Origin of the sequence: Paractinoplanes brasiliensis, assembly GCF_004362215.1 — a bacterium.
Taxonomy (GTDB): domain Bacteria; phylum Actinomycetota; class Actinomycetes; order Mycobacteriales; family Micromonosporaceae; genus Actinoplanes; species Actinoplanes brasiliensis.
Genome location: NZ_SNWR01000001.1, coordinates 1,557,290 through 1,575,923 on the forward strand (window position 1 = coordinate 1,557,290; position 18,634 = coordinate 1,575,923).

At 71.8% G+C, this 18,634-nt stretch carries 19 protein-coding genes; 5 read left to right on the plus strand and 14 right to left on the minus strand.

Annotated features, from left to right (window positions below):
• The first annotated feature begins 90 nt into the window (after nucleotides 1-90).
• Nucleotides 91-1,395, plus strand: a complete 1,305-nt coding sequence (locus C8E87_RS06585) for an amino acid permease (protein WP_133872249.1) — start codon at nucleotides 91-93, stop codon at nucleotides 1,393-1,395.
• On the opposite strand, the gene pdxR is transcribed toward C8E87_RS06585, so the two are convergent.
• On the minus strand, nucleotides 1,278-2,687 hold the full coding sequence (gene pdxR, locus C8E87_RS06590) for a MocR-like pyridoxine biosynthesis transcription factor PdxR (RefSeq protein ID WP_133872250.1): 1,410 nt from the start codon (nucleotides 2,685-2,687) through the stop codon (nucleotides 1,278-1,280). The two genes, C8E87_RS06585 and pdxR, sit on opposite strands and share 118 nt — an antisense overlap.
• A gap of 125 nt (nucleotides 2,688-2,812) precedes the next feature.
• On the opposite strand from pdxR, the gene C8E87_RS06595 reads away from it, so the two are divergent.
• Together C8E87_RS06595 and C8E87_RS06600 are read left to right on the plus strand one after the other, a co-directional pair.
• Entirely contained in the window at nucleotides 2,813-3,955 is a 1,143-nt protein-coding gene (locus tag C8E87_RS06595; protein WP_133872251.1) for a S8 family peptidase, read from the plus strand.
• Between the two features lie 145 nt (nucleotides 3,956-4,100).
• Entirely contained in the window at nucleotides 4,101-5,318 is a 1,218-nt protein-coding gene (locus C8E87_RS06600; RefSeq protein WP_133872252.1) for an MFS transporter, read from the plus strand.
• A 226-nt stretch (nucleotides 5,319-5,544) separates the two neighbouring features.
• Here the strand turns inward: C8E87_RS06600 and C8E87_RS06605 are convergent, their stop codons facing one another.
• Complete coding sequence (locus tag C8E87_RS06605) at nucleotides 5,545-5,973, minus strand: hypothetical protein (protein WP_133872253.1); 429 nt, start codon at nucleotides 5,971-5,973, stop codon at nucleotides 5,545-5,547.
• 354 nt (nucleotides 5,974-6,327) lie between these two features.
• On the minus strand, nucleotides 6,328-6,966 hold the full coding sequence (yczE, locus tag C8E87_RS06610) for a membrane protein YczE (RefSeq protein WP_133872254.1): 639 nt from the start codon (nucleotides 6,964-6,966) through the stop codon (nucleotides 6,328-6,330).
• Nucleotides 6,967-7,025: 59 nt separating this feature from the next.
• Between yczE and yczR the strand changes: the two genes are divergently transcribed.
• Entirely contained in the window at nucleotides 7,026-8,480 is a 1,455-nt protein-coding gene (yczR, locus tag C8E87_RS06615) for a MocR-like transcription factor YczR (protein ID WP_133872255.1), read from the plus strand.
• Here yczR and C8E87_RS06620 read toward each other — a convergent pair.
• From C8E87_RS06620 to C8E87_RS06635, 4 genes are all read right to left on the minus strand, one after another.
• A complete protein-coding gene (locus C8E87_RS06620) occupies nucleotides 8,477-8,929 on the minus strand; it encodes a pyridoxamine 5'-phosphate oxidase family protein (RefSeq protein ID WP_133872256.1) in 453 nt (150 codons plus the stop codon). The genes yczR and C8E87_RS06620 overlap by 4 nt on opposite strands.
• An 80-nt stretch (nucleotides 8,930-9,009) precedes the next feature.
• Nucleotides 9,010-10,833, minus strand: coding sequence for an AMP-dependent synthetase/ligase (locus C8E87_RS06625; RefSeq protein ID WP_133872257.1), 1,824 nt, complete (start codon nucleotides 10,831-10,833; stop codon nucleotides 9,010-9,012).
• A gap of 321 nt (nucleotides 10,834-11,154) precedes the next feature.
• Nucleotides 11,155-11,919 carry an imidazole glycerol phosphate synthase subunit HisF gene (hisF, locus tag C8E87_RS06630; protein ID WP_133872258.1) on the minus strand — a complete coding sequence of 255 codons (765 nt, stop codon included), beginning with the start codon at nucleotides 11,917-11,919 and terminating at the stop codon, nucleotides 11,155-11,157.
• Nucleotides 11,916-12,791 (minus strand): EamA family transporter, encoded by an 876-nt coding sequence (locus C8E87_RS06635; RefSeq protein ID WP_133872259.1) that lies wholly within the window; start codon nucleotides 12,789-12,791, stop codon nucleotides 11,916-11,918. The genes hisF and C8E87_RS06635 overlap by 4 nt, the downstream gene beginning before the upstream one ends.
• A gap of 72 nt (nucleotides 12,792-12,863) precedes the next feature.
• On the opposite strand from C8E87_RS06635, the gene C8E87_RS06640 reads away from it, so the two are divergent.
• The gene (locus C8E87_RS06640; RefSeq protein ID WP_133872260.1) at nucleotides 12,864-13,778 is read left to right on the plus strand and encodes a LysR family transcriptional regulator; all 915 of its coding nucleotides are present in this window, start codon (nucleotides 12,864-12,866) and stop codon (nucleotides 13,776-13,778) included.
• Here C8E87_RS06640 and priA read toward each other — a convergent pair.
• The 7 genes from priA to hisD are packed head-to-tail and all read right to left on the minus strand — an operon-like array spanning nucleotide 13,738 to nucleotide 18,578.
• Nucleotides 13,738-14,463, minus strand: coding sequence for a bifunctional 1-(5-phosphoribosyl)-5-((5-phosphoribosylamino)methylideneamino)imidazole-4-carboxamide isomerase/phosphoribosylanthranilate isomerase PriA (gene priA / locus C8E87_RS06645; protein WP_133872261.1), 726 nt, complete (start codon nucleotides 14,461-14,463; stop codon nucleotides 13,738-13,740). The two genes, C8E87_RS06640 and priA, sit on opposite strands and share 41 nt — an antisense overlap.
• Before the next feature lie 41 nt (nucleotides 14,464-14,504).
• Complete coding sequence (locus C8E87_RS06650; RefSeq protein WP_133872262.1) at nucleotides 14,505-14,825, minus strand: hypothetical protein; 321 nt, start codon at nucleotides 14,823-14,825, stop codon at nucleotides 14,505-14,507.
• Between the two features lie 4 nt (nucleotides 14,826-14,829).
• Nucleotides 14,830-15,444, minus strand: a complete 615-nt coding sequence (gene hisH / locus C8E87_RS06655; protein WP_133872263.1) for an imidazole glycerol phosphate synthase subunit HisH — start codon at nucleotides 15,442-15,444, stop codon at nucleotides 14,830-14,832.
• Nucleotides 15,444-15,590, minus strand: a complete 147-nt coding sequence (locus C8E87_RS43525; RefSeq protein WP_166661101.1) for a CG2302 family histidine operon protein — start codon at nucleotides 15,588-15,590, stop codon at nucleotides 15,444-15,446. The genes hisH and C8E87_RS43525 overlap by 1 nt, the downstream gene beginning before the upstream one ends.
• Complete coding sequence (gene hisB / locus C8E87_RS06660; RefSeq protein WP_133872264.1) at nucleotides 15,590-16,201, minus strand: imidazoleglycerol-phosphate dehydratase HisB; 612 nt, start codon at nucleotides 16,199-16,201, stop codon at nucleotides 15,590-15,592. Before hisB ends, C8E87_RS43525 begins: the two co-directional genes overlap by 1 nt.
• On the minus strand, nucleotides 16,198-17,262 hold the full coding sequence (locus C8E87_RS06665) for a histidinol-phosphate transaminase (RefSeq protein ID WP_133872265.1): 1,065 nt from the start codon (nucleotides 17,260-17,262) through the stop codon (nucleotides 16,198-16,200). Before C8E87_RS06665 ends, hisB begins: the two co-directional genes overlap by 4 nt.
• Nucleotides 17,259-18,578, minus strand: a complete 1,320-nt coding sequence (gene hisD / locus C8E87_RS06670; protein WP_133872266.1) for a histidinol dehydrogenase — start codon at nucleotides 18,576-18,578, stop codon at nucleotides 17,259-17,261. The genes C8E87_RS06665 and hisD overlap by 4 nt, the downstream gene beginning before the upstream one ends.
• Nucleotides 18,579-18,634: the final 56 nt, after the last annotated feature.

Here is an 18,634-nt window from a genome sequence, read left to right on the forward strand (position 1 = left end):
GGAGGGCGTACGGCCGGCTCTGTGATTGGCCCAAATGATCCGCCACGTATTGGTCCGAACGGCGAGCCAATCGGGCCCTAGCGTGAGGGCATGGCACAGAACTCAGGACTCTCCCTGACCCAGGGCGCGGCACTCTGCGTCGGCGCCGTGCTCGGCACCGGGGTCATCTCGATGCCGGCCCTGGCCGCCGACGTCGCTGGTCCGGCCTCGCTCGTGGCCTGGCTCGCCCTGATCGTGCTGTCGGCGCCGCTGGCCCTGACCTTCGCCGCGCTCGGGGCACGGCACCCGGACGGCGGCGGCGTCTCCACCTACGTCCGGCTGGCGTTCGGCCCGCGGGCGGGCGCCGCGATCGGCTGGACTTTCTTCTTCGCGGTTCCCCTCGGCGCGCCCGCGGCGACCGCGTTCGCGGGCGGGTACGTGGCCGATGTCATCGGGGGCGGCCACGTCACCCGCCTGCTCACTTTCCTGGTGATCGTGTCGGCGGTGTTCGCGATGAACTGGTACGGCGTGCGCGTCTCGGGCCGGGTCCAGCTGGTGCTGACCGGCGTGCTGGCCGTGCTGCTGGTGATCACCGTGATCGCCGCGCTCCCCCACGCCGACCTCGGCAACCTGACCCCGTTCGCGCCGCACGGCTGGGCGGGAGTCGGGTCGGCGGCCGCGGTGCTGGTCTGGGGTTTCGCCGGTTGGGAGGCGGTGTCGTCGCTGGCCGCGTCGTACCGCAACCCGCGCCGGGACGTGCCCCGGGCCACCGCGATCGCCGTCGTGCTGATCGGTGTGCTCTATCTGGCGGTCGCGCTCACCAGCGTGCTGGTGCTCGGCCCGGCGCTCGGCTCGAGCTCGGCGCCGCTGGCCGACCTGCTCGCGGCCGGGGTCGGCGGACCGGTCCGGATCCTCACCGCGATCGTGGCGGTGCTGCTCACGGTGGGCGCGGTCAACGCCTACCTGGCCGGGGCGTCACAGCTCGGGGCGGCACTCACCCGCGACGGCGCGCTGCCGGCGGTGACGGGCCGCACGCCGCGGCGGGCGCTGACAACGGTCTTCCTGCTCAGCCTGGCCTCGGCCGCGCTGCCGCTCAGCCTGCACACCTCGCTGCTGCTGGTGACCGGCTGCTTCACGCTGGTCTACGTGATCGGGACGGCGGCTGCGCTGCGGTTGCTGCCGGCCGGGCCGTGGCGGGTCGTGGCGGCGGCCGGGTTCGTGACCGTGGTCGCGCTGCTGTGGCTGAACGGGGCGCCGGCGTTGCTGAGCCTGGTGATCGTGGCGGCCTCGCTGGCCTATCAGACGTGGCGTTCCAGGAGGTCGGCGAGGACGGCCAGCCCCTCGTCGATCAGCGCCGGGTCGGTGGCGCCGAACCCGAGCACGAAGCCGGTCTGCGCGGGCGTGGACGCCGAGTAGGACCGCAGGTCGTCGAGGGCCAGACCGGCGCGGGCCGCCGCGGACACCACCGCGGTCGAGTCGGCGCCGGTCAACGCCGTGACGTGCAGGCCGGCGGCGGACGGGACGACGTCCAGCGACCCCAGGCGGGTCAGCCCGGCGGTGATGCGGGCATGCCTTTCCCCGTACGCGCGTCCGGCCTTGCGCACGTGCCGGGCGAGCAGCCCCTCGTCGAGGAAGCGCGCCAGAGCCGCCTGCACGGCCGGTTGCCCGTAGCCGTCGCCGAGCTGCCGGGCGGCGATCAGGGCGTCGCGCAGTCCCGGGGTGGCGAGCACGAAGCCCGTACGGATGGCCGGGAGCATGCTCTTGGAGAAGGTTCCCACATAGAGCACGCGGCCGGCCGTGTCGAGGCTGTGCAACGGTTCCAGGGGACGGGCCGAGAAGCGGAACTCGCTGTCGTAGTCGTCCTCGACGATCGCGGCGGGCCGGGCGCGGGCCCAGTCGAGCAGTTCCCGCCGGCGGGCCAGGCTCATCGCGCGGCCGAGCGGGAACTGATGCGACGGGGTGGTGTGGACGAGCCGGCAGTGCGCGGGCAGATCCGCCACGACCAGGCCCTCGTCGTCGACCCGTACGCCGGTCACCCTCGCCCCCAGCGCGGCCAGGATGCGGCGGGCCGGCGGATAACCCGGCTCCTCGACCGCGACCACGTCCCCGGGCCTCACCAGAACCCGCGCGATCAGGTCGAAAGCGTGCTGGGCGCCGTTGGTGACGACCACGTCGGCGGCGGTGGCGCGCACGCCGCGGGAGACGCCGATGTACCGGGCGACGGCCTCACGCAGCCCCGGGTGCCCGGCCGGGTCCCCGTACGTGCCGGGGTTGTTCGCCCGCAGGCGCAGCTCGGCGGTGACCAGGCGGCGCCACACGTCGAACGGGAAGAGCCCGGCGTCGGGGATGCCGCTTCGGAAGTCGTAGCGGGGTTTCTTGGTGGCGCCGCTCGTCTCCAGCGGCTCGAAGACCCAGCCCTCCCGGGGCCTCAGCTGGTCCACACCCGCTCGGCGTCTTGTCCGCCTCACGGCCTTCACAGCGACGAAGGTGCCGACGCCCACCTGGGCTGACAAGTATCCCTCGGCGACCAGCCGTTCGTACGCGGCGGCCACACTCCCCCGGGCCACGCCCAGATCGGCCGCGAGCGCCCTGGTCGGCGGCAGCCGCTCGCCCGCCGGGAGCCGGCCGTCCACGATGGCCGTCCGCAGCGCGCGATAGACAGCGGCGGTCTTCCCGTCCGTGCCGTCCAGCCGAATGATCAGGTCCACCCGCTCATTCTGCGCACTATGGCCTAATCGATATGCGGCCCTCGACGACAGCGCCCCCTACGCTCAGCGGTATTGAAGAGACAAACGTCGATTCAATACCCCCAGCCGGCTCAGAGAGGATCAGCATGGCGACTTCCCGCACCTTGGCCGCTTGCCTGCTCGCCGTCGTCACCACCGCCGTAGCGACCGCCACCCCGGCCGTCGCGGCCCCCGCCACCGGGGACATCAGACTGGCCGGAACCGCCACCGCGGTCCCGGGCAGCTACATCGTGGTCATGAAGCCGGGGGCCTCGACCCTGGCCGCCCCGACCGGCCTCAAGCGCAGCCTTCCCGTGATCAACGGGTACGAGGCGTCGCTGTCGGAGGCGCAGGCCAAGAAGCTCGCGGCCAGCCCCGGAGTCGCCTACGTCGAGCAGAACCAGACCATCTCGCTGAGCGCCACCCAGTCCAACGCGACCTGGGGGATCGACCGCATCGACCAGCGGAACCGGCCGCTGAGCACCACCTACACCTATCCGGTGACCGCCTCCAACGTGACGGCGTACATCATCGACACCGGCATCAGGTACACGCACAACGACTTCGGCGGCCGGGCCCGGTTCGGCTACGACGCCGTGGGCAGCGGCGGCGTCGACTGCAACGGCCACGGCACCCACGTGGCGGGCACGGTCGGCGGCGCCACGTACGGGGTCGCGAAGCAGGTGCAGCTCGTCGGGGTCCGCGTGCTGAACTGCTCGGGCAGCGGCACCACGGCCGGGGTCATCGCGGGCGTCAACTGGGTGACGAACAACGCGGTCAAGCCGGCCGTGGCCAACATGAGCCTCGGCGGCGGCGTCAGCAGCACGCTCGACAACGCGGTCGCCGCGTCGATCAACAGCGGGGTCACGTACGCCCTGGCGGCCGGCAACTCGAACGCCAACGCCTGCAACTCCTCGCCCGCCCGGGTCGGCGCGGCGATCACGGTCGGCGCCACGACCAGCACGGACGCCCGGGCCAGCTACTCGAACTACGGCTCCTGCCTGGACATCTTCGCGCCCGGCTCGTCGATCACGTCGGCCTGGTACAACTCGAACACCGCGACCAGCACGATCAGCGGCACCTCGATGGCCAGCCCGCACGTGGCCGGCGCGGCGGCGCTCGTGCTCTCGCGCAACACCGGCTACACCCCGGCCCAGGTGCGCGACAGCCTGGTCAGCAACGCCACCGCCAACGTCGTGACCAGCCCCGGCAGCGGTTCCCCCAACCGCCTGCTCTTCGTGGTCCAGTAATCACCGGTCGGGGCGCCCGGGTCTCCCGGGCGCCCCTCCCTCCGCCCGCCCCTTCTGCCGGGCGCCTCCACAGGCGGCAGGGATCGAACGCAGTACATATCCTGCAGAGCGTGACCACATCGCTGCTCTCCGTCCGGACAACGCCGTGACCAGCCTGTGGCGCAACCGCGAGTTCACTCTGCTGTGGACCAGTCAATGCCTGTCCGACCTGGGCGGCGCGATCGCCATGCTGGCCGTTCCGCTGCTGGTCCTCGAGGTCACCGGCTCCGCCGTGCAGGCCGGCGCGGTCGGCACCGCGGCCCAGGCGACCAAGCTGATCTGCCGATTACCGGCCGGCGTCCTGGCCGACCGGGTCAACCGCCGCCGGGCGATGCTGATCTGCGACGTCGTACGCCTGATCGCCTTCACCGGCCTGGCCGTGGCGGTCGTGCTCGGGCGGGCCACGCTCGGCACGATCATCGTGGTCGCCGTGATCGACGCGGTCGGCGGTTCGCTGTTCAACACCACCGAACACGCGTCGCTGCGCAGCATCGTCCCGCCCGCCCAGCTGCCCGCCGCCGTGGCCCGCAACGAGGCGCGCAGCTACGCCACCTCGTTGGCCGGGCCCCCGGTCGGCGGCCTGCTCTTCGGCCTCGGCCAGGCACTGCCGTTCCTGGGCAACGCGGTGTCCTACCTGGCCTCGCTGATCGGCGTGGCGATGATCCGCAAGCCGCTGCAGACCGCCCGCCCCGACAACCCGCCCCGGCACACCAAGGCCCTGGCCGAGGGCATCCGGTTCGTTTTCGGCAATCCGTTCCTGCGGGCGGTGCTGCTCATCGCGGCCCCGCTCAACTTCGCCCTGTACGGGTCGATCTTCACCATCGTCGTCACGCTGCAGAGTCACCGGGTGGCGCCCGGCGTGATCGGCCTGACCGAGACCATCGTCAGCGCGGGCGGGCTGATCGGCGCCCTGGCCGCGCCCGCCCTGCTGCGCCGGCTGTCGTTCCCGGCCCTCATCCGAGGCCTGGGCTGGGCGGCGACGCTGTTCCTGGCGGTGAGCGCCCTGCTGACGATGAGCGTGGCCGCGGCCGTGCCGGTGGCCCTGGCGATCTTCGTGGGCCCGGCCTGCAACGCGGCCCTGTTCGGCTACCAGGCGGCCATCACCCCCGACCACCTGCAGGGCCGCGTGCTGAGCGTGATCTTCCTGGTGGCCATGTCGGCCGCCGCGGCGGCGCCGTTGCTCGCGGGCGTGTTCGTGACGCTGTGGTCACCCACCATCAGCATCCTGCTCTTCTCAGCGGCCGTCTCCGCCTCAGCCCTCACGGCGACGTTCTCACCGGCCATCCGCACGATGCGCCCGCTCGAGGAACCGGTCACCGCCTGACCCCTCGCCGGTTCGCCAGCCACACCTCCGTGACCTGCTCGGCCCGCCACAGCGTCGAGTTCACTGTCGCCTCGGTCACGGCCCGGTCCGCCGCGCGCCCGAACGACAAGCCGCACGCCGCTTGCGTGGCACTCAGCGAACCGTGCCCAAGCGGTTACGGCTGTTTCGCCGTACGGGGAATGTGGGGTGCCGGGGTTCGGCGGCGCGCCGCGGCTGGCGGCTGTGGTCAGCGGCCGTCGGCGAGGCGATGGCTGTATTCGCGGACGGCGGCGGCGTAGGTCTGCTCGTCGAGGGTCCAGTCGGCGTCGCCGGGTGAGGTGGCCCGGTTCAACTGGGCCTGCAACGTCATCACGGCCGACGACAGACCGCTGAACGGCCGGCTGCGCCACAGCTGCTCGCCTGCCGGGGCCACCTCGACCAGGTCGTCCTCCACCACGATCAAACCCGCCCCGGCCAGACGGCGTACGGACTCCTCCAGCTCGGCCCGGCTGGGCACGCTGTGATGCAGGAAATCGGCTGCGGCCAGGACATCGGCCAGGCTCGCGCCGGCCATCGGGAGCGCCGCGTGCAGTGCCCGATCACGCTCGAGGCGCTCGGCTATGACCGCCGACACGAAGATCCACGCGTCGTTCCACTGCCAGTCGCCAGCCCCCATGCGGCAATGATGCCGTGCCACCCCGGCGCCGGGAAGCAGATGTGTCGCGATGATCACAAAGCTGTGACCGATGACCTTGGCGACTTAACCGGTTCGCAGCGTGAAGAGCTGCGTCCAATGGGGACAGAAGCCACCGATGAGTGAACGTGAGGGCCGGCGCGCGACCGGCGAGCCTCAGCCCACCGGCACGAGCGGCCACGTCTCAGCGCCGTGAGCGGGCCGGGCTCAGCGGGCCGGGCTCAGCGGGCCGGGCTCAGCGCGCAGGGCCCGGCTGGCGCAGGGCCCGGCTGGCGCGAAATCACTACCCGGGGCCAGTGCGCGCGAGCCCAGGGTGCGCGGGATCGGCGTACGGGGTCAGTGTGCCGGCGCCGGCTCGGCGGGGACGGGCATGCGGACGGTGCACCACGGCAGGAACACGTGCACCAGCGGGCCGATGGCGAGGGCGTAAGCCACCGTGCCGATGCCGACCGTACCCCCGAGCAGGAAACCCACCGCGAGCACCAAGACCTCGATCGAGGTGCGCACGAGCCGGATCGACAGACGGGGGAACCGGCCCACGATCCCGGTCATCAGCCCGTCACGCGGTCCCGGGCCGAACCGGCTGCCGATGTAGAGGCCCGTGGCCAGGCCGTTGAGCAGGATGCCACCGATCAGGTAGCCGACCCGGGACTGGATGGCGCCGCCCGCGGGCAGCACGGCCAGAGCGCCGTCCACCGCGAAGCCGACGACGACCAGGTTGGCGATGGTGCCGAAGCCGGGTTTCTGCCGCAGCGGGATCCAGAGCAGCAGGATCGGGACGCCCAGCAGGATCACCACCCAGCCGAAGCTGATGCCGGTGACCTCGGACAGGCCCTGGTGGAACACGTCCCACGGGTTGAGCCCGAGCGCCGACTCGACCATGAACGCCATGCTCACGCCGTAGAGCACGAGACCCGCGAAGAGCTGGGTCACGCGACGGGTGAGACGACGATCTCGGTTGCCACTCGGTTGCATGAATGCCACTCTGAGGGCCAATTGCGGGAAGCTGAAGAGCCAATTCGCCGGAGGTGGATGTGACCACGACGATACGTGGAGGCCAATTGGCGCGTCTGCTCGGTCAGTGGCACTCGCTGCCGGGCCGGCACCGCAGCCCCGATTACGCCGCCCTGGCCGCGGCGGTACGCGGACTGCTCAGCGACGGCAGACTGCCCTTGGGCGTACGCCTGCCCGCCGAGCGCGAGCTCGCCGAGGCGCTCGCCGTGAGCCGCACCACGGTCAGCGCCGCCTATCGGACCCTGCGCGAGACCGGCCACCTCAACAGCCGCCGCGGCGCCGGCAGCTGGACCACGCTCCCCCACGGCCACCGGGTCGCCACCTCGGGGTTGTGGGCCGCGGGCGACGACCACGACATGATCGACCTGGGGGTGGCCGCCTCCGCCGCCCCCGACGAGCTGGTCCCGGCCGCCCGTGCCGCCGCCGACGACCTGCCGCGCTACCTGGGCAGCGCCGGTTATCACCCGACCGGCCTGATGGAGCTGCGCGACGCCGTGGCCGCCGGTTACCGGGCTCGCGGCGTGGCCACCTCGGCCGAGCAGATCCTCATCACCGCGGGCACTCAGCAGGCCCTTGACCTGGTGCTGCGGCTTTCCGTCCCGGCCGGCTCGCCCGTGCTGGTGGAGGCGCCCACCTATCCGAACGCGCTGGCCGCCCTGGCCGCGCGCCGGGCCCGCATCAACACCCACGGGCTGGACGCCGAGACCGGCTGGGACGGCGAGATGCTGCTGGGCGCCCTGCGGCAGACCCGGCCCCGCCTGTCGTACGTGATCCCCGAGTTCCACAACCCGACCGGGCACCTGATGTCGGCCGATCTGCGCGAGCGCCTGGCCGCCACGGCCCATTCCACCGGTACGGAGCTGGTGGTCGACGAATCGTGGGTGGACCTCGCGCTGGAGGGCGAGCCGATGCCGCCACCGGTGGCCGTGTTCGACCGGCACTCGCGGGTGGTGTCGATCGGGGGCATGAGCAAGGGCTACTGGGGTGGCCTGCGGATCGGGTGGGTGCGCGCGGCGGCTCCGCTGGTGCAGCGCCTGGCCGCCATCCGGGTCGGCGTCGACATGGCCAGCCCGGTGCTCGAGCAGTTGGTCGCCGTCCGGCTGCTCGACCAGGCCCCGCAGGTGCTCGGTGAGCGGCGCGCCCGGCTGCGGGAACGGCGGGACGTGCTCGCAGCGGCCCTGCGGCGGCTGCTGCCGGAGTGGAGTTTCGTGCTGCCGCGCGGCGGGGCGTCGCTCTGGGCGGAGCTGGACGGGCCGATCTCGAGCGCGCTGGCCCGGGCCGCGGAGGATGTGGGCGTACGGCTGGCCCCCGGCCCCCGCTTCGGCCTGGACGGCACGCTCGAGCGCTTCCTGCGGCTGCCGTTCACACTGCCGGCGGAGGACCTCACCGAGGCCGTACGCCGGATCGCCTCGGTGCGGCACGACCTGGACCGCGCGTCCGTGCCGTCGTGGCGCACCCCGTCGGTGATCGCCTAGATCTTCCAGACGCCGCCGGTCATCAGGGTGCGGCCGGGCAGTTCGTTCACCTCGCGCCAGGCCTGGATCCGCTCGGGGCGCATCACGAGGAAGACGTACTCGTCCCCGGCCGTACGGGGGTCCCAGTCGCTCTGCTCGGCGTAGGCGGCGCCCTCGTCGTGTGCCTCGGCGACCGGGAGCGTCGTCTCGAGCACGGCGTCGATCAGCACGACGTCACGGGTGGGGCCGAAACCGATGCGTGCCCGGCCTGTCGCGGTGATGTTGCGGGCCGTGGGCGTCGAGCGGGCGGTGGCGATCAGCAGCCGTTCCCGGAACCAGGCCGCCGTGAGGGGCACAAGGAAGGGCTGGTCGCCGGCCGCCGTGGACACCCAGGCGTCGGCCACGGGGGCGCTCAACCGGGCGAGCACGTCCGCCTTGCGCTGCTCAGGAGAGCGCGGATCGTCAGGCATCGCCGTAGCCTACGCTCGGCGAACCAGAAGACCGGTCTCCCGCCGTACGGGGAAACCGGTCTTCTGGTTGTGGCGCGTGATCAGATCTGCGCGAGGGAGCCCGCGTACATCTTGTCGATCTGCTCGGCGAAGTTGGTCTCGACCGAGCGCCGCTTGATCTTCATCGACGGCGTGATCTCGCCGGCCTCGATGCTCAGGTCGCGCGGCAGGATCGCGAACTTCTTGATCGTCTCCCAGCGGTTGAGCTTGCTGTTGAGCTCGGCCACGTAGCCCTCGACCATCTTCTCGGTCTCGGGGGCGGTGACGATCTCTTCGTAGCTCTTGCCCGCGAGGGGCCCGTTCGCCGCCCAGCCCTTGATCGCTTCCTCGTCGAGCGAGATCAGCATGGTGACGAAGTTGCGGGCCTGGCCGACCACGACCGCCTGCGACGTGTACGGGCAGACCGCCTTGAACTGGCCCTCGATCGCGCTGGGGGCGATGTACTTGCCGCCCGACGTCTTGACCAGGTCTTTCTTCCGGTCGGTGATCTTGAGGAAGCCGTCCGCGTCGACCTCGCCGATGTCACCGGTGCGCAGGAAGCCGTCCTCGGTGAACGCCTCGGCCGTCTCCTGCGGCAGGTTGTGGTAGCCACGCATGACCGGCTTGCCGCGCAGCAGCACCTCGCCGTCCGAGTCGATCTTGCACTCGAGGTCGCCCAGCGGCAGGCCCACCGTGCCGATCTTGAGCTTGTCGAGGCGGTTGACGAAGTTGGCCGCGCTGCTCTCGGTCAGGCCGTACCCCTCCATGATCGGAAGGTTGGCCGCCGCGAAGAACTCGGCGATCTCGCGGCTGAGCGGCGCGGAACCGCTGACCAGCACGCGCAGGCGGCCACCGAGACGGGCCTGCAGCTTGGCGAAGACCAGCCTCTCGGCCACGGCATACTTCAGCTTGAGGGCGCCGGGCAGCGGCTTGCCGGCCTGCTCGAGCGCGACCTTCTGCTTGCCGGTGGCCACCGCCCAGTGGAAGATCTTGACCTTGGCGCCGCTGCCCGCGAGGGCCGTGGTGACGGTCTTGTTGTAGACCTTCTCGAAGATGCGGGGCGCGGCGCACATCAGCGTCGGCTGGACCACCGAGAGCATGTCGACCAGCTTCTCGACACGGCCGTCGACGTACGTCGGGACGCCCACGTGGAGGATGCCGCAGAGCAGCGTCTTGCCGAACGAGTGCGACAGCGGCAGCCACAGGTACTGCAGATCGGTCGACTCGAACAGGCCCAGATCCTGCTGGGCGACACCCTCCCACGTCCAGCCCGCGTGCAAAAGCTGCACGCCCTTGGGCCGGCCGGTGGTGCCCGAGGTGTAGATGAGGGTGGCCAGGTGTTCCGGGCCGATCTCGGCGACGACCTCGTCGATCAGGGTGGGCCGCTCGCGCAGCACGGCGGCGCCGCGCTCCTCGAGGTCGGCCAGCGTCATCTGCGGCGGGGTCGCGCCCGCGTCGGCCGGGCCGTCGATGAGCACGACGTTTGTCACGTCGGTCTCCGCGCCCGAGATCTTGAGCGCCTGCCTCGCGTTCTCGGCGATCAGCACCTTCGACCCGGAGTCGGCGACGATGAAGCTCGCGTCCTCAGGCTCGGTGGTCGGGTAGACCGTCGTGGTGGCCGCGCCCGCGCAGTTGATGCCGAGGTCGGCCAGCACCCACTCGAAGCGTGTGCCGGAAAGGATGGCCACCCTGTCCTCGAGGCCCACGCCCAGGTCGCGAAGGCCCGCCGCGATCGCCGAGGCACGCTCACCCACCTGCGCCCACGTGAACCAGACCATGGCCGTGTCGTCGGCGTTCGGCACCGCGAACGCCTGGCCGTTGGGAGTGGCGGCGACACGCTTGAAGAACATGTCGGGGATCGACCGGTAGGGAACCTCAACTGCCATCGGCGCCGCCTTATGTCCGAGTGATACGGGGGAGTTAACTTCTGAGTAACCAGCAGGGTATTGGCCTGGCGGCGGGAGGGCTAGTGCCGCCCCCGCACCGGCCACGACCGGGGATCTTTCTGCCGAGTCTATCGACCGGCCCAGCGGCCCGTCTCACGACGTGAAACGCGCACTCCGCACAAATCCCGCTCTCACCGCTCGGCCGATTGGGACGGTTTGCCCGCGGATGTGACCTGGGCCACTGGGCGCACTTTTCTCAGCATATTCGCAGTCAATGTAAGCCGTTTTTTCGTGGACAACCGGTCGGGCGCTCTCGCGGGGTCAGCGCCGTACGGGGTTGCCTGCCGCCCGCAGCGAGTCCTTGACCTCGCCGATGGTCAGGTCTCCGAAGTGGAACACGCTCGCCGCCAGGACCGCGTCGGCGCCGGCGGTCACCGCGGGCGGGAAGTGCTCGACCCGGCCCGCGCCTCCGCTGGCGATCACCGGGATGTCGACCACCTGGCGGACCGCGGCGATCAGGTCGAGGTCGAACCCGGCCTTGGTGCCGTCGGCGTCCATCGAGTTCAGCAGGATCTCGCCGGCCCCCAGCGACGCCACCCGGGCGGCCCACTCGATGGCGTCGAGACCCGCGCTGCGCCGGCCGCCGTGGGTGGTGACCTCCCACCCGCTCGGCTGGCCGGCGGAGCGGCGCACGTCGAGCGAGAGCACCAGCACCTGGTTGCCGAAACGGGTGGCGATCTCCTCGATCAGCTCCGGACGCGCGATGGCCGCCGTGTTGACGCCCACCTTATCGGCGCCGGCCCGCAGCAGCACGTCGACGTTCTCGACGGAGCGCACTCCGCCGCCCACGGTCAGGGGGATGAAGACCGATTCGGCCGTACGCCGGACGACGTCGAGCATCGTGCCGCGGTCATCGGAGGACGCTGTCACGTCGAGGAAGGTCAGCTCGTCGGCGCCGGCCTCGTCGTACGCCGCGGCCAGCTCGACCGGGTCGCCGGCGTCGCGCAGGTCGACGAAGTTGACCCCCTTGACCACGCGCCCGGCGTCCACGTCGAGGCAGGGGATCACGCGTACGGCAACCGTCATGCCTCAACCCTAACCAGCCGCGGAACCGGATTCTTGACCAGTCCCAGCAGGATGCCGCCGATGACGAGCACTCCCCCGGCGATGTCCACGGCGTGGATCCGCTCGCCCAGGAAGACCGCTGCCGATGCCAGGCCGAAGAACGGCACGAGCATGGAGAACGGCGCGACGGTGGAAGCCCCGTACGTCTGCATCAGACGCCCCCACACGGCGAACCCGGCCAGGGTCGAGATCAGCGCGACGTAGACCAGCGACCCGAGTGCGGGCAGGTCGAACGAGCGCAGCGCGGCCAGGTCGGCCGAGGCGCCGTCGACGAGCAGGGTCAACCCGATCAGGGGAATCGAGGCGACCGCGCTCACCCAGATCATGAACCGCAGGGTGTCGGGCGGGGACGCCTTGCGGGTGGCGATGTTCGACAGGCCCCAGCAGGCGGCCGCGCCCACGATCAGCAGGAACGCCCCGAACGCGGCGCCCATCCGGGTGGCCACCAGCCCGACCCCGGCCACCGCGACGAGCAGGCCGGCGATCTGCACCGGGCGGGGCCGTTCGCGCAGCAGCAGGACGGCGAAGACCATCGTGAAGACGGCCTGGCTCTGCAGCACGAGCGAGCTCAGCCCGGCGGGCATGCCGGCCGCCATGCCCGCGAACAGCAGCGAGAACTTGCTGACGCCGAGGATCAGGCCGACCGCGACGATCCAGCGCCACGGCACTTGGGGGCGGCCGGCGAACAGCACCGCCGGGAACGCGGCCAGGGTGAAGCGCAGCGCGTTGAACAGCAGCGGCGGGAAGTGGTCGAGGCCCACGTCGATCATGACGAAGTTGAAGCCCCAGATCGCCATGACGGCGACGGCCAGCCCGATGTCGCGTGGTCTCATGGGCTTCAGCGTCGTTTCAAAAAGCGTTAAGCACTATCGAATTGTTCTTCACTGAACTTGTAGCATGGCTGAATGATCGACCTGGGTCGTCTGCGCGCCCTGCACGCCGTGGCCAGCTACAAGACGGTGCTGGCGGCGGGTGAGGCGCTGCACTGCACGCCGTCGGCGGTGTCGCAGCAGCTGGCCAAACTGGAACGCGAGACCGGCGCCACACTGGTGGAGAAGGACGGGCGGCGGCTGCGGCTGACCGAGGCGGGGCAGGTGCTCGCCCGGCACGCCGAGAAGGTGCTGGCCACCGTCGACGAGGCCGAGGCGGCGCTGGCGGCGCACCGCGACACGGTCACCGGGCGGCTCACGGTGGCCGCGTTCGCCACGGCGTGCCGGGCGCTGCTGCCGTACGCGCTGCACCGCCTGGCCTCGGAGCACCCGCAGCTGAGCACCGGCCTGGTCGAGGTGAACCCGCACGAGGGTCTCGAGGTGCTGCATCGGGGGCACGCCGACCTGGCTGTGCTGGACGACTGGCCCGAGGTGGCGCTGCGCTATCCCAGCGGGGTCCGGCACGTCGAGCTGGGCTGGGACGTGGCCGACCTGATCGTGCCGAGCGGCCACCGGTTCGGCGACACCGTGTCGCGCTCGAAGCTCGGCAACGAACGGTGGATCGCGGCCCCGGCGGGCGACGTCTGCCACCAGTGGCTGCTGCGCGCGATCCCCGGCGTGCGGCCCGACTTCCACGTCGGCGAGTTCGAGACCCAGCTGACCCTGATCGCGGCCGGGCTCGGCGTCGCGGTCATCCCCCGCTTGGCCCGGTCGAAAGACCTTCCCCCGGGCGTACGGGTCGTGCACGTCACGCCCGAGCCGAAGCGCCGGGTCGTGGTCGCCTGGCGGGAGGCCTCCGCGGCACGCCCGGCGATCGGGGCGGCCGTGGAAGCCCTGCGTCAGTCGTGGATCAGGGCTGGGACAGGACGTCCAGCGCCTGGCGCACCGTGAACGCGCCCGCGTAGAGCGCCTTGCCCGCGATCACGCCCTCGACGCCGGCCGGCTCGAGGGTGGCCAGGGCGCGCAGGTCGTCCAGCTTGGACACGCCACCGCTGGCGATGACCGGCTTGTCGGTGGCGGCGCACACCTCGCGGAGCAGCTCGAGGTTGGGGCCGCGCATGGTGCCGTCCTTGGTGATGTCGGTGACGACGTACCGCGACGCGCCGGCCTTGTCGAGCCGGGCCAGCACCTCGTACAGGTCGCCGCCGTCGCGGGTCCAGCCGCGGGCCGACAGGGTGCGGCCACGCACATCCAGGCCGATGGCCACGCGGTCGCCGTACTCGGCCACCACCCGGTCGCACCACTCCGGATCCTCCAGCGCGGCCGTGCCGATGTTGACCCGCGCGCAGCCGGTGGACAGGGCCCGGGTCAGCGACTCGTCGTCGCGGATGCCCCCGGACAGCTCCACCTTGACGTCGAGCCGGCCCACCACGCCCGCCAGCAGCTCGGCGTTCGAGCCGCGCCCGAAGGCGGCGTCGAGGTCGACCAGGTGCACCCACTCGGCGCCGTCGTTCTGCCAGGCCAGCGCGGCCTCGAGCGGGTCGCCGTACGTCGTCTCGGAGCCGGCGGCGCCCTGCACGAGGCGTACGGCCTGACCGTCGGCGACGTCGACCGCGGGCAGCAGCTCTAGCGTCATATCTTCTCTCCAGAGTTTGTGCGGCCCTGCGGCCGGGGGTCCTATCCGGCCTTGCGGCCGAGAACGACAACGACGAGGGCGGGCGCGGCGAGCACGAGCACCGCGGTGAGCACGATGCGCAGCGACGTCTCCGGCACGAACAGCCAGACAGCGGCGATCGCCACGGCCGGCACGAGCAAAATGCCGATCCGCTCACCGCGGCTGCGGCGATACAGCCGGCCGGTCTTGCGCGTGCGCGGTTTCAGGCGTTTGACCAGCGCACGCCGCCGCTGCCGCCGCGCCACCTTGCGGGCGCGGGCGGCCTTCTCCTTCTCCAGCACGGCGAGGCGGGCCTCGCGCCGCCGCGCGCGCTCCTTCGACATGGCCCTACAGTCCGGCAACCCAGTTGCGCAGCAGCGCATAGCCGGAATCGCCCGACTTCTCGGGGTGGAACTGGGCAGCGCTGAGCGGGCCGAGCTCGACGGCGGCCGCGAACGGACGGTCGTGGCTGGCCGTGGCCACCTTGGCACTGCCCAACGCGTCAAGATCGTTGGCCGCGTAGGAGTGCACGAAGTAGAACCGCGCATCTTCCGGCATGTCGCGGAACAACGCGGAGCCGGCCGGCGCGTCGACGGTGTTCCAGCCCATGTGCGGGATGCGCTCGGCCGACAGCTTGTCGACCACGCCCGGCAGCAGGCCCAGCCCCTTGGTCTCGACCCCGTGCTCGACACCCGCCTCGAACAGGATCTGCATGCCCACGCAGATGCCGAGCACCGGGCGGCCCGCGGCGACCCGCGCGGCGATCATCGGACCGGCCTCGATCTCCTCGATGCCGGCCATGCACGCGGCATAGGCGCCGACGCCCGGCACGACCAGCCCGTCCGCCTCGGCGGCGGCGCTCAGATCGCTGGTCACGGTGACGTCCACACCCGTACGGGCGACGGCCCGCTCGGCCGACCGCAGATTGCCCGACCCGTAGTCGAGCACCACCACGCTCGTCATCAGACCGACCACAGGATGCCGCCGGCCGTGGCGAGGGCGGCGAGCACCCCGACCAGGCCGATGCTGAACTTGGTGGCGCCCGAGCGCACCAACTGGATCACGCCGCCGACCAGGAACCCGGCCAGCAGGAACAGGGCGATGGCCATCAGAGCACGCCCTTGGTGGACGGCAGCTGCCCGGCGTTGCGCGGGTCGATCTCGACGGCCTCGCGCAGCGCCCGGGAGAACGCCTTGAACTGCGTCTCGACGACGTGGTGGGCGTCCGGCTTGCCGCCGTCACGGGCCGCCCGCAGCACGCTGACGTGCAGCGTGAGCTTGGCGGCGTGGCCGAACGACTCGAAGATGTGCCGGGTCATGCTGGTCGGGTAGACCGGGCCGATGTACGGCGCCAGCTCGGGCTCGTCGTGCACGATGTAGGGCCGGCCGGACAGGTCGACCGCGGCCCGCACGAGCACCTCGTCCATCGGGATGGTGGCCGAGCCGTACCGCCGGATGCCTGCCTTGTCACCCAGCGCGCGGGCGAAGGCCTCGCCGAGCGTGATGGCAGTGTCCTCCATCGTGTGGTGCGCGTCGATCTCGAGGTCGCCCTCGGTGCGCACCGTCAGGTCGAAGCCGCCGTGCCGGGCGAGCTGGTTGAGCATGTGGTCGTAGAAGCCGACGCCGGTGCTCAGGTCGCCCTTGCCCGTGCCGTCGAGGTCGATCTCGACGAGCACCTTGGTCTCGTTGGTGACGCGCTCGATACGCGCGGTGCGGCTCACTTCAAGGCCTCCAAGAATGCGTCGGTCTCGGCCGGGGTCCCGGCGGTGACCCGCAGCCAGCCGGCCAGGCCGACGTCGCGGATCAGCACACCCCGGTCGAGCAGCCGCTGCCAGACGATTTTCTGGTCGCCACCCACCTCGAACAGCACGAAGTTGGCGTCGCTGTCGGCGACGGCGCGGCCGCGGTCGCGGAGCGTGGCGACGATGCGGTCACGCTGTTCCTTGATCGCCTCGACCGTGGCCAGCAGGGCGTCGCGCTGCGACAGGGCGGCACGCGCCGCGGCCTGCGTGAGCGCGGACAGGTGATAGGGCAGCCGCACGAGCTGCACGGCGTCGACCACGGCGGGATCGGCAGCCAGGTAACCCAGCCGCCCCCCGGCGAACCCGAACGCCTTGCTCATCGTGCGGGTCACGACCAGGCGCGGGTGGCCGGGCAGCACGGTCAGCGCGCTCGGCGTGCCGGGACGGGCGAATTCCGCGTACGCCTCGTCCACGATCACCATGCCCCGGGCTGCGTCGAGTACGGCCGTGACCACCTCGGGGTCGAGCGCCGTCCCGGTCGGGTTGTTCGGCGAGCACAGGAAGATCAGGTCGGGGTCGTGCTCCTGGATCTGCGCCAGCGCGGCTGCCGGGGTGAGCCCGAAATCGGGATCCCGCAACGCGCCGATCCACCGGCTGCCCGTGCCCTGGGCCAGCAGCGGGTGCATCGAATAGGACGGGCCGAAACCCAGCGCCGTACGGCCGGGACCCGCGAACGCCTGCAGCAGCTGCTGCTGGATCTCGTTGGACCCGTTGGCCGCCCACGTGTTCGCCGCGGTCAGCCCGTGACCCAGGTAATCGGCCAGGTCGGCGCGCAGGGCCACGGCGTCGCGGTCGGGATAGCGGTTGAGGTCGCGCAGCTCGGCCTGCACCGCCTTGGCGATCGCGTCGACCACCGCGTCGGGCAGCGGATACGAGTTCTCGTTGGTGTTCAGCCGCACCGCGACGTCGAGCTGCGGAGCCCCGTACGGCGTCTTGCCCCGCAGCTCGTCACGGATCGGCAGGTCGTCGATCGTGGTCACCGCTCACCGCCGGGGAAACGGGCCCGCACCGCGTCGCCGTGGGCCGGCAGGTCTTCGGCGTTGGCCAGCGCGACCACGTGCCCGGCGACGTCACGCAGCGCCGCCTCGGTGTACTCGACGACGTGCACGCCGCGCAGGAACGACTGCACCGACAGGCCGGACGAGTGCCGCGCGCAGCCGCCGGTGGGCAGCACGTGGTTGGAGCCGGCCGCGTAGTCGCCCAGCGACACCGGCGACCAGGCCCCGACGAAGATCGCCCCGGCGTTGCGGACCCGCAGTGCCCACTCGCGGGCGTCTCGGGTCTGGATCTCGAGGTGTTCCGCAGCGTAGGCGTCGACCACCCGCAGGCCCTGCTCGAGGTCGTCGACCAGCACGACGCCGGACTGGTCGCCGGCCAGCGCGGTCTGCACCCGGGCGGCGTGTTTCGTGCTCGCGACCTGGCGCACCAGCTCGGTGTCGACCGCCGCGGCCAGCGCCTCAGAATCGGTGACCAGCACACTCGCCGCCAGGGGGTCGTGCTCGGCCTGGCTGATCAGGTCGGCCGCGAGGTGCCGCGGGTCGGCCGAGTCGTCGGCCAGGATGGCGATCTCGGTCGGGCCGGCCTCGGCGTCGATGCCGACGGCCCCGCGCAGCATGCGCTTGGCCGCGGTGACCCAGATGTTGCCCGGGCCGGTGATCACGTCGACCGGCTCGCAGCGGTCGCCCTCGCCGGCCCCGTCGGAGCCGTAGCCGAGCATGGCGATCGCCTGGGCGCCGCCGACCGCGTAGACCTCGGTCACCCCGAGCAGCGCGCACGCCGCCAGCACCCGGGCGTCGGGCAGGCCGCCGTTCTCCTTCTGCGGCGGGCTGGCCACCACCAGCGACTCGACGCCCGCTTCCTGCGCGGGCACCACGTTCATCACCACGGTGGACGGATAGACCGCGAGCCCGCCGGGGACATAGAGGCCGACCCGGCGTACGGGGATCCAGCGCTCGGTGACCGTGCCGCCGTCGACCACCTGGGTGGTCACATCGGTGCGGCGCTGGTCGGCGTGCACCTTGCGAGCGCGCTGGATGACGACCTCGAGGGCGGCGCGGACGTCGGGCTCGAGCGTCTCGGCGGCGGCGGTGATCGCGGCGGCGGGCACCCTCAGGCGGTCGAGCTCGACGCCGTCGAACCGCTGAGTGGCCTCGCGGATCGCGGAGAAGCCATGCTGATGGACCGCCTCGACGACCGGGCGGATCTGCTCGACGGCCGCGGAGACGTCGAGCTGGGCACGGGGCAGCAGGCCTCGCGGGTCCCGGGAGGAGCCGCGCAGGTCGATCCGATTCAGCACGCCGCCAATTCTAGGCGGAACCCCCGGCAGAACCGGCGTCGCCGCAGGCCGGCCCG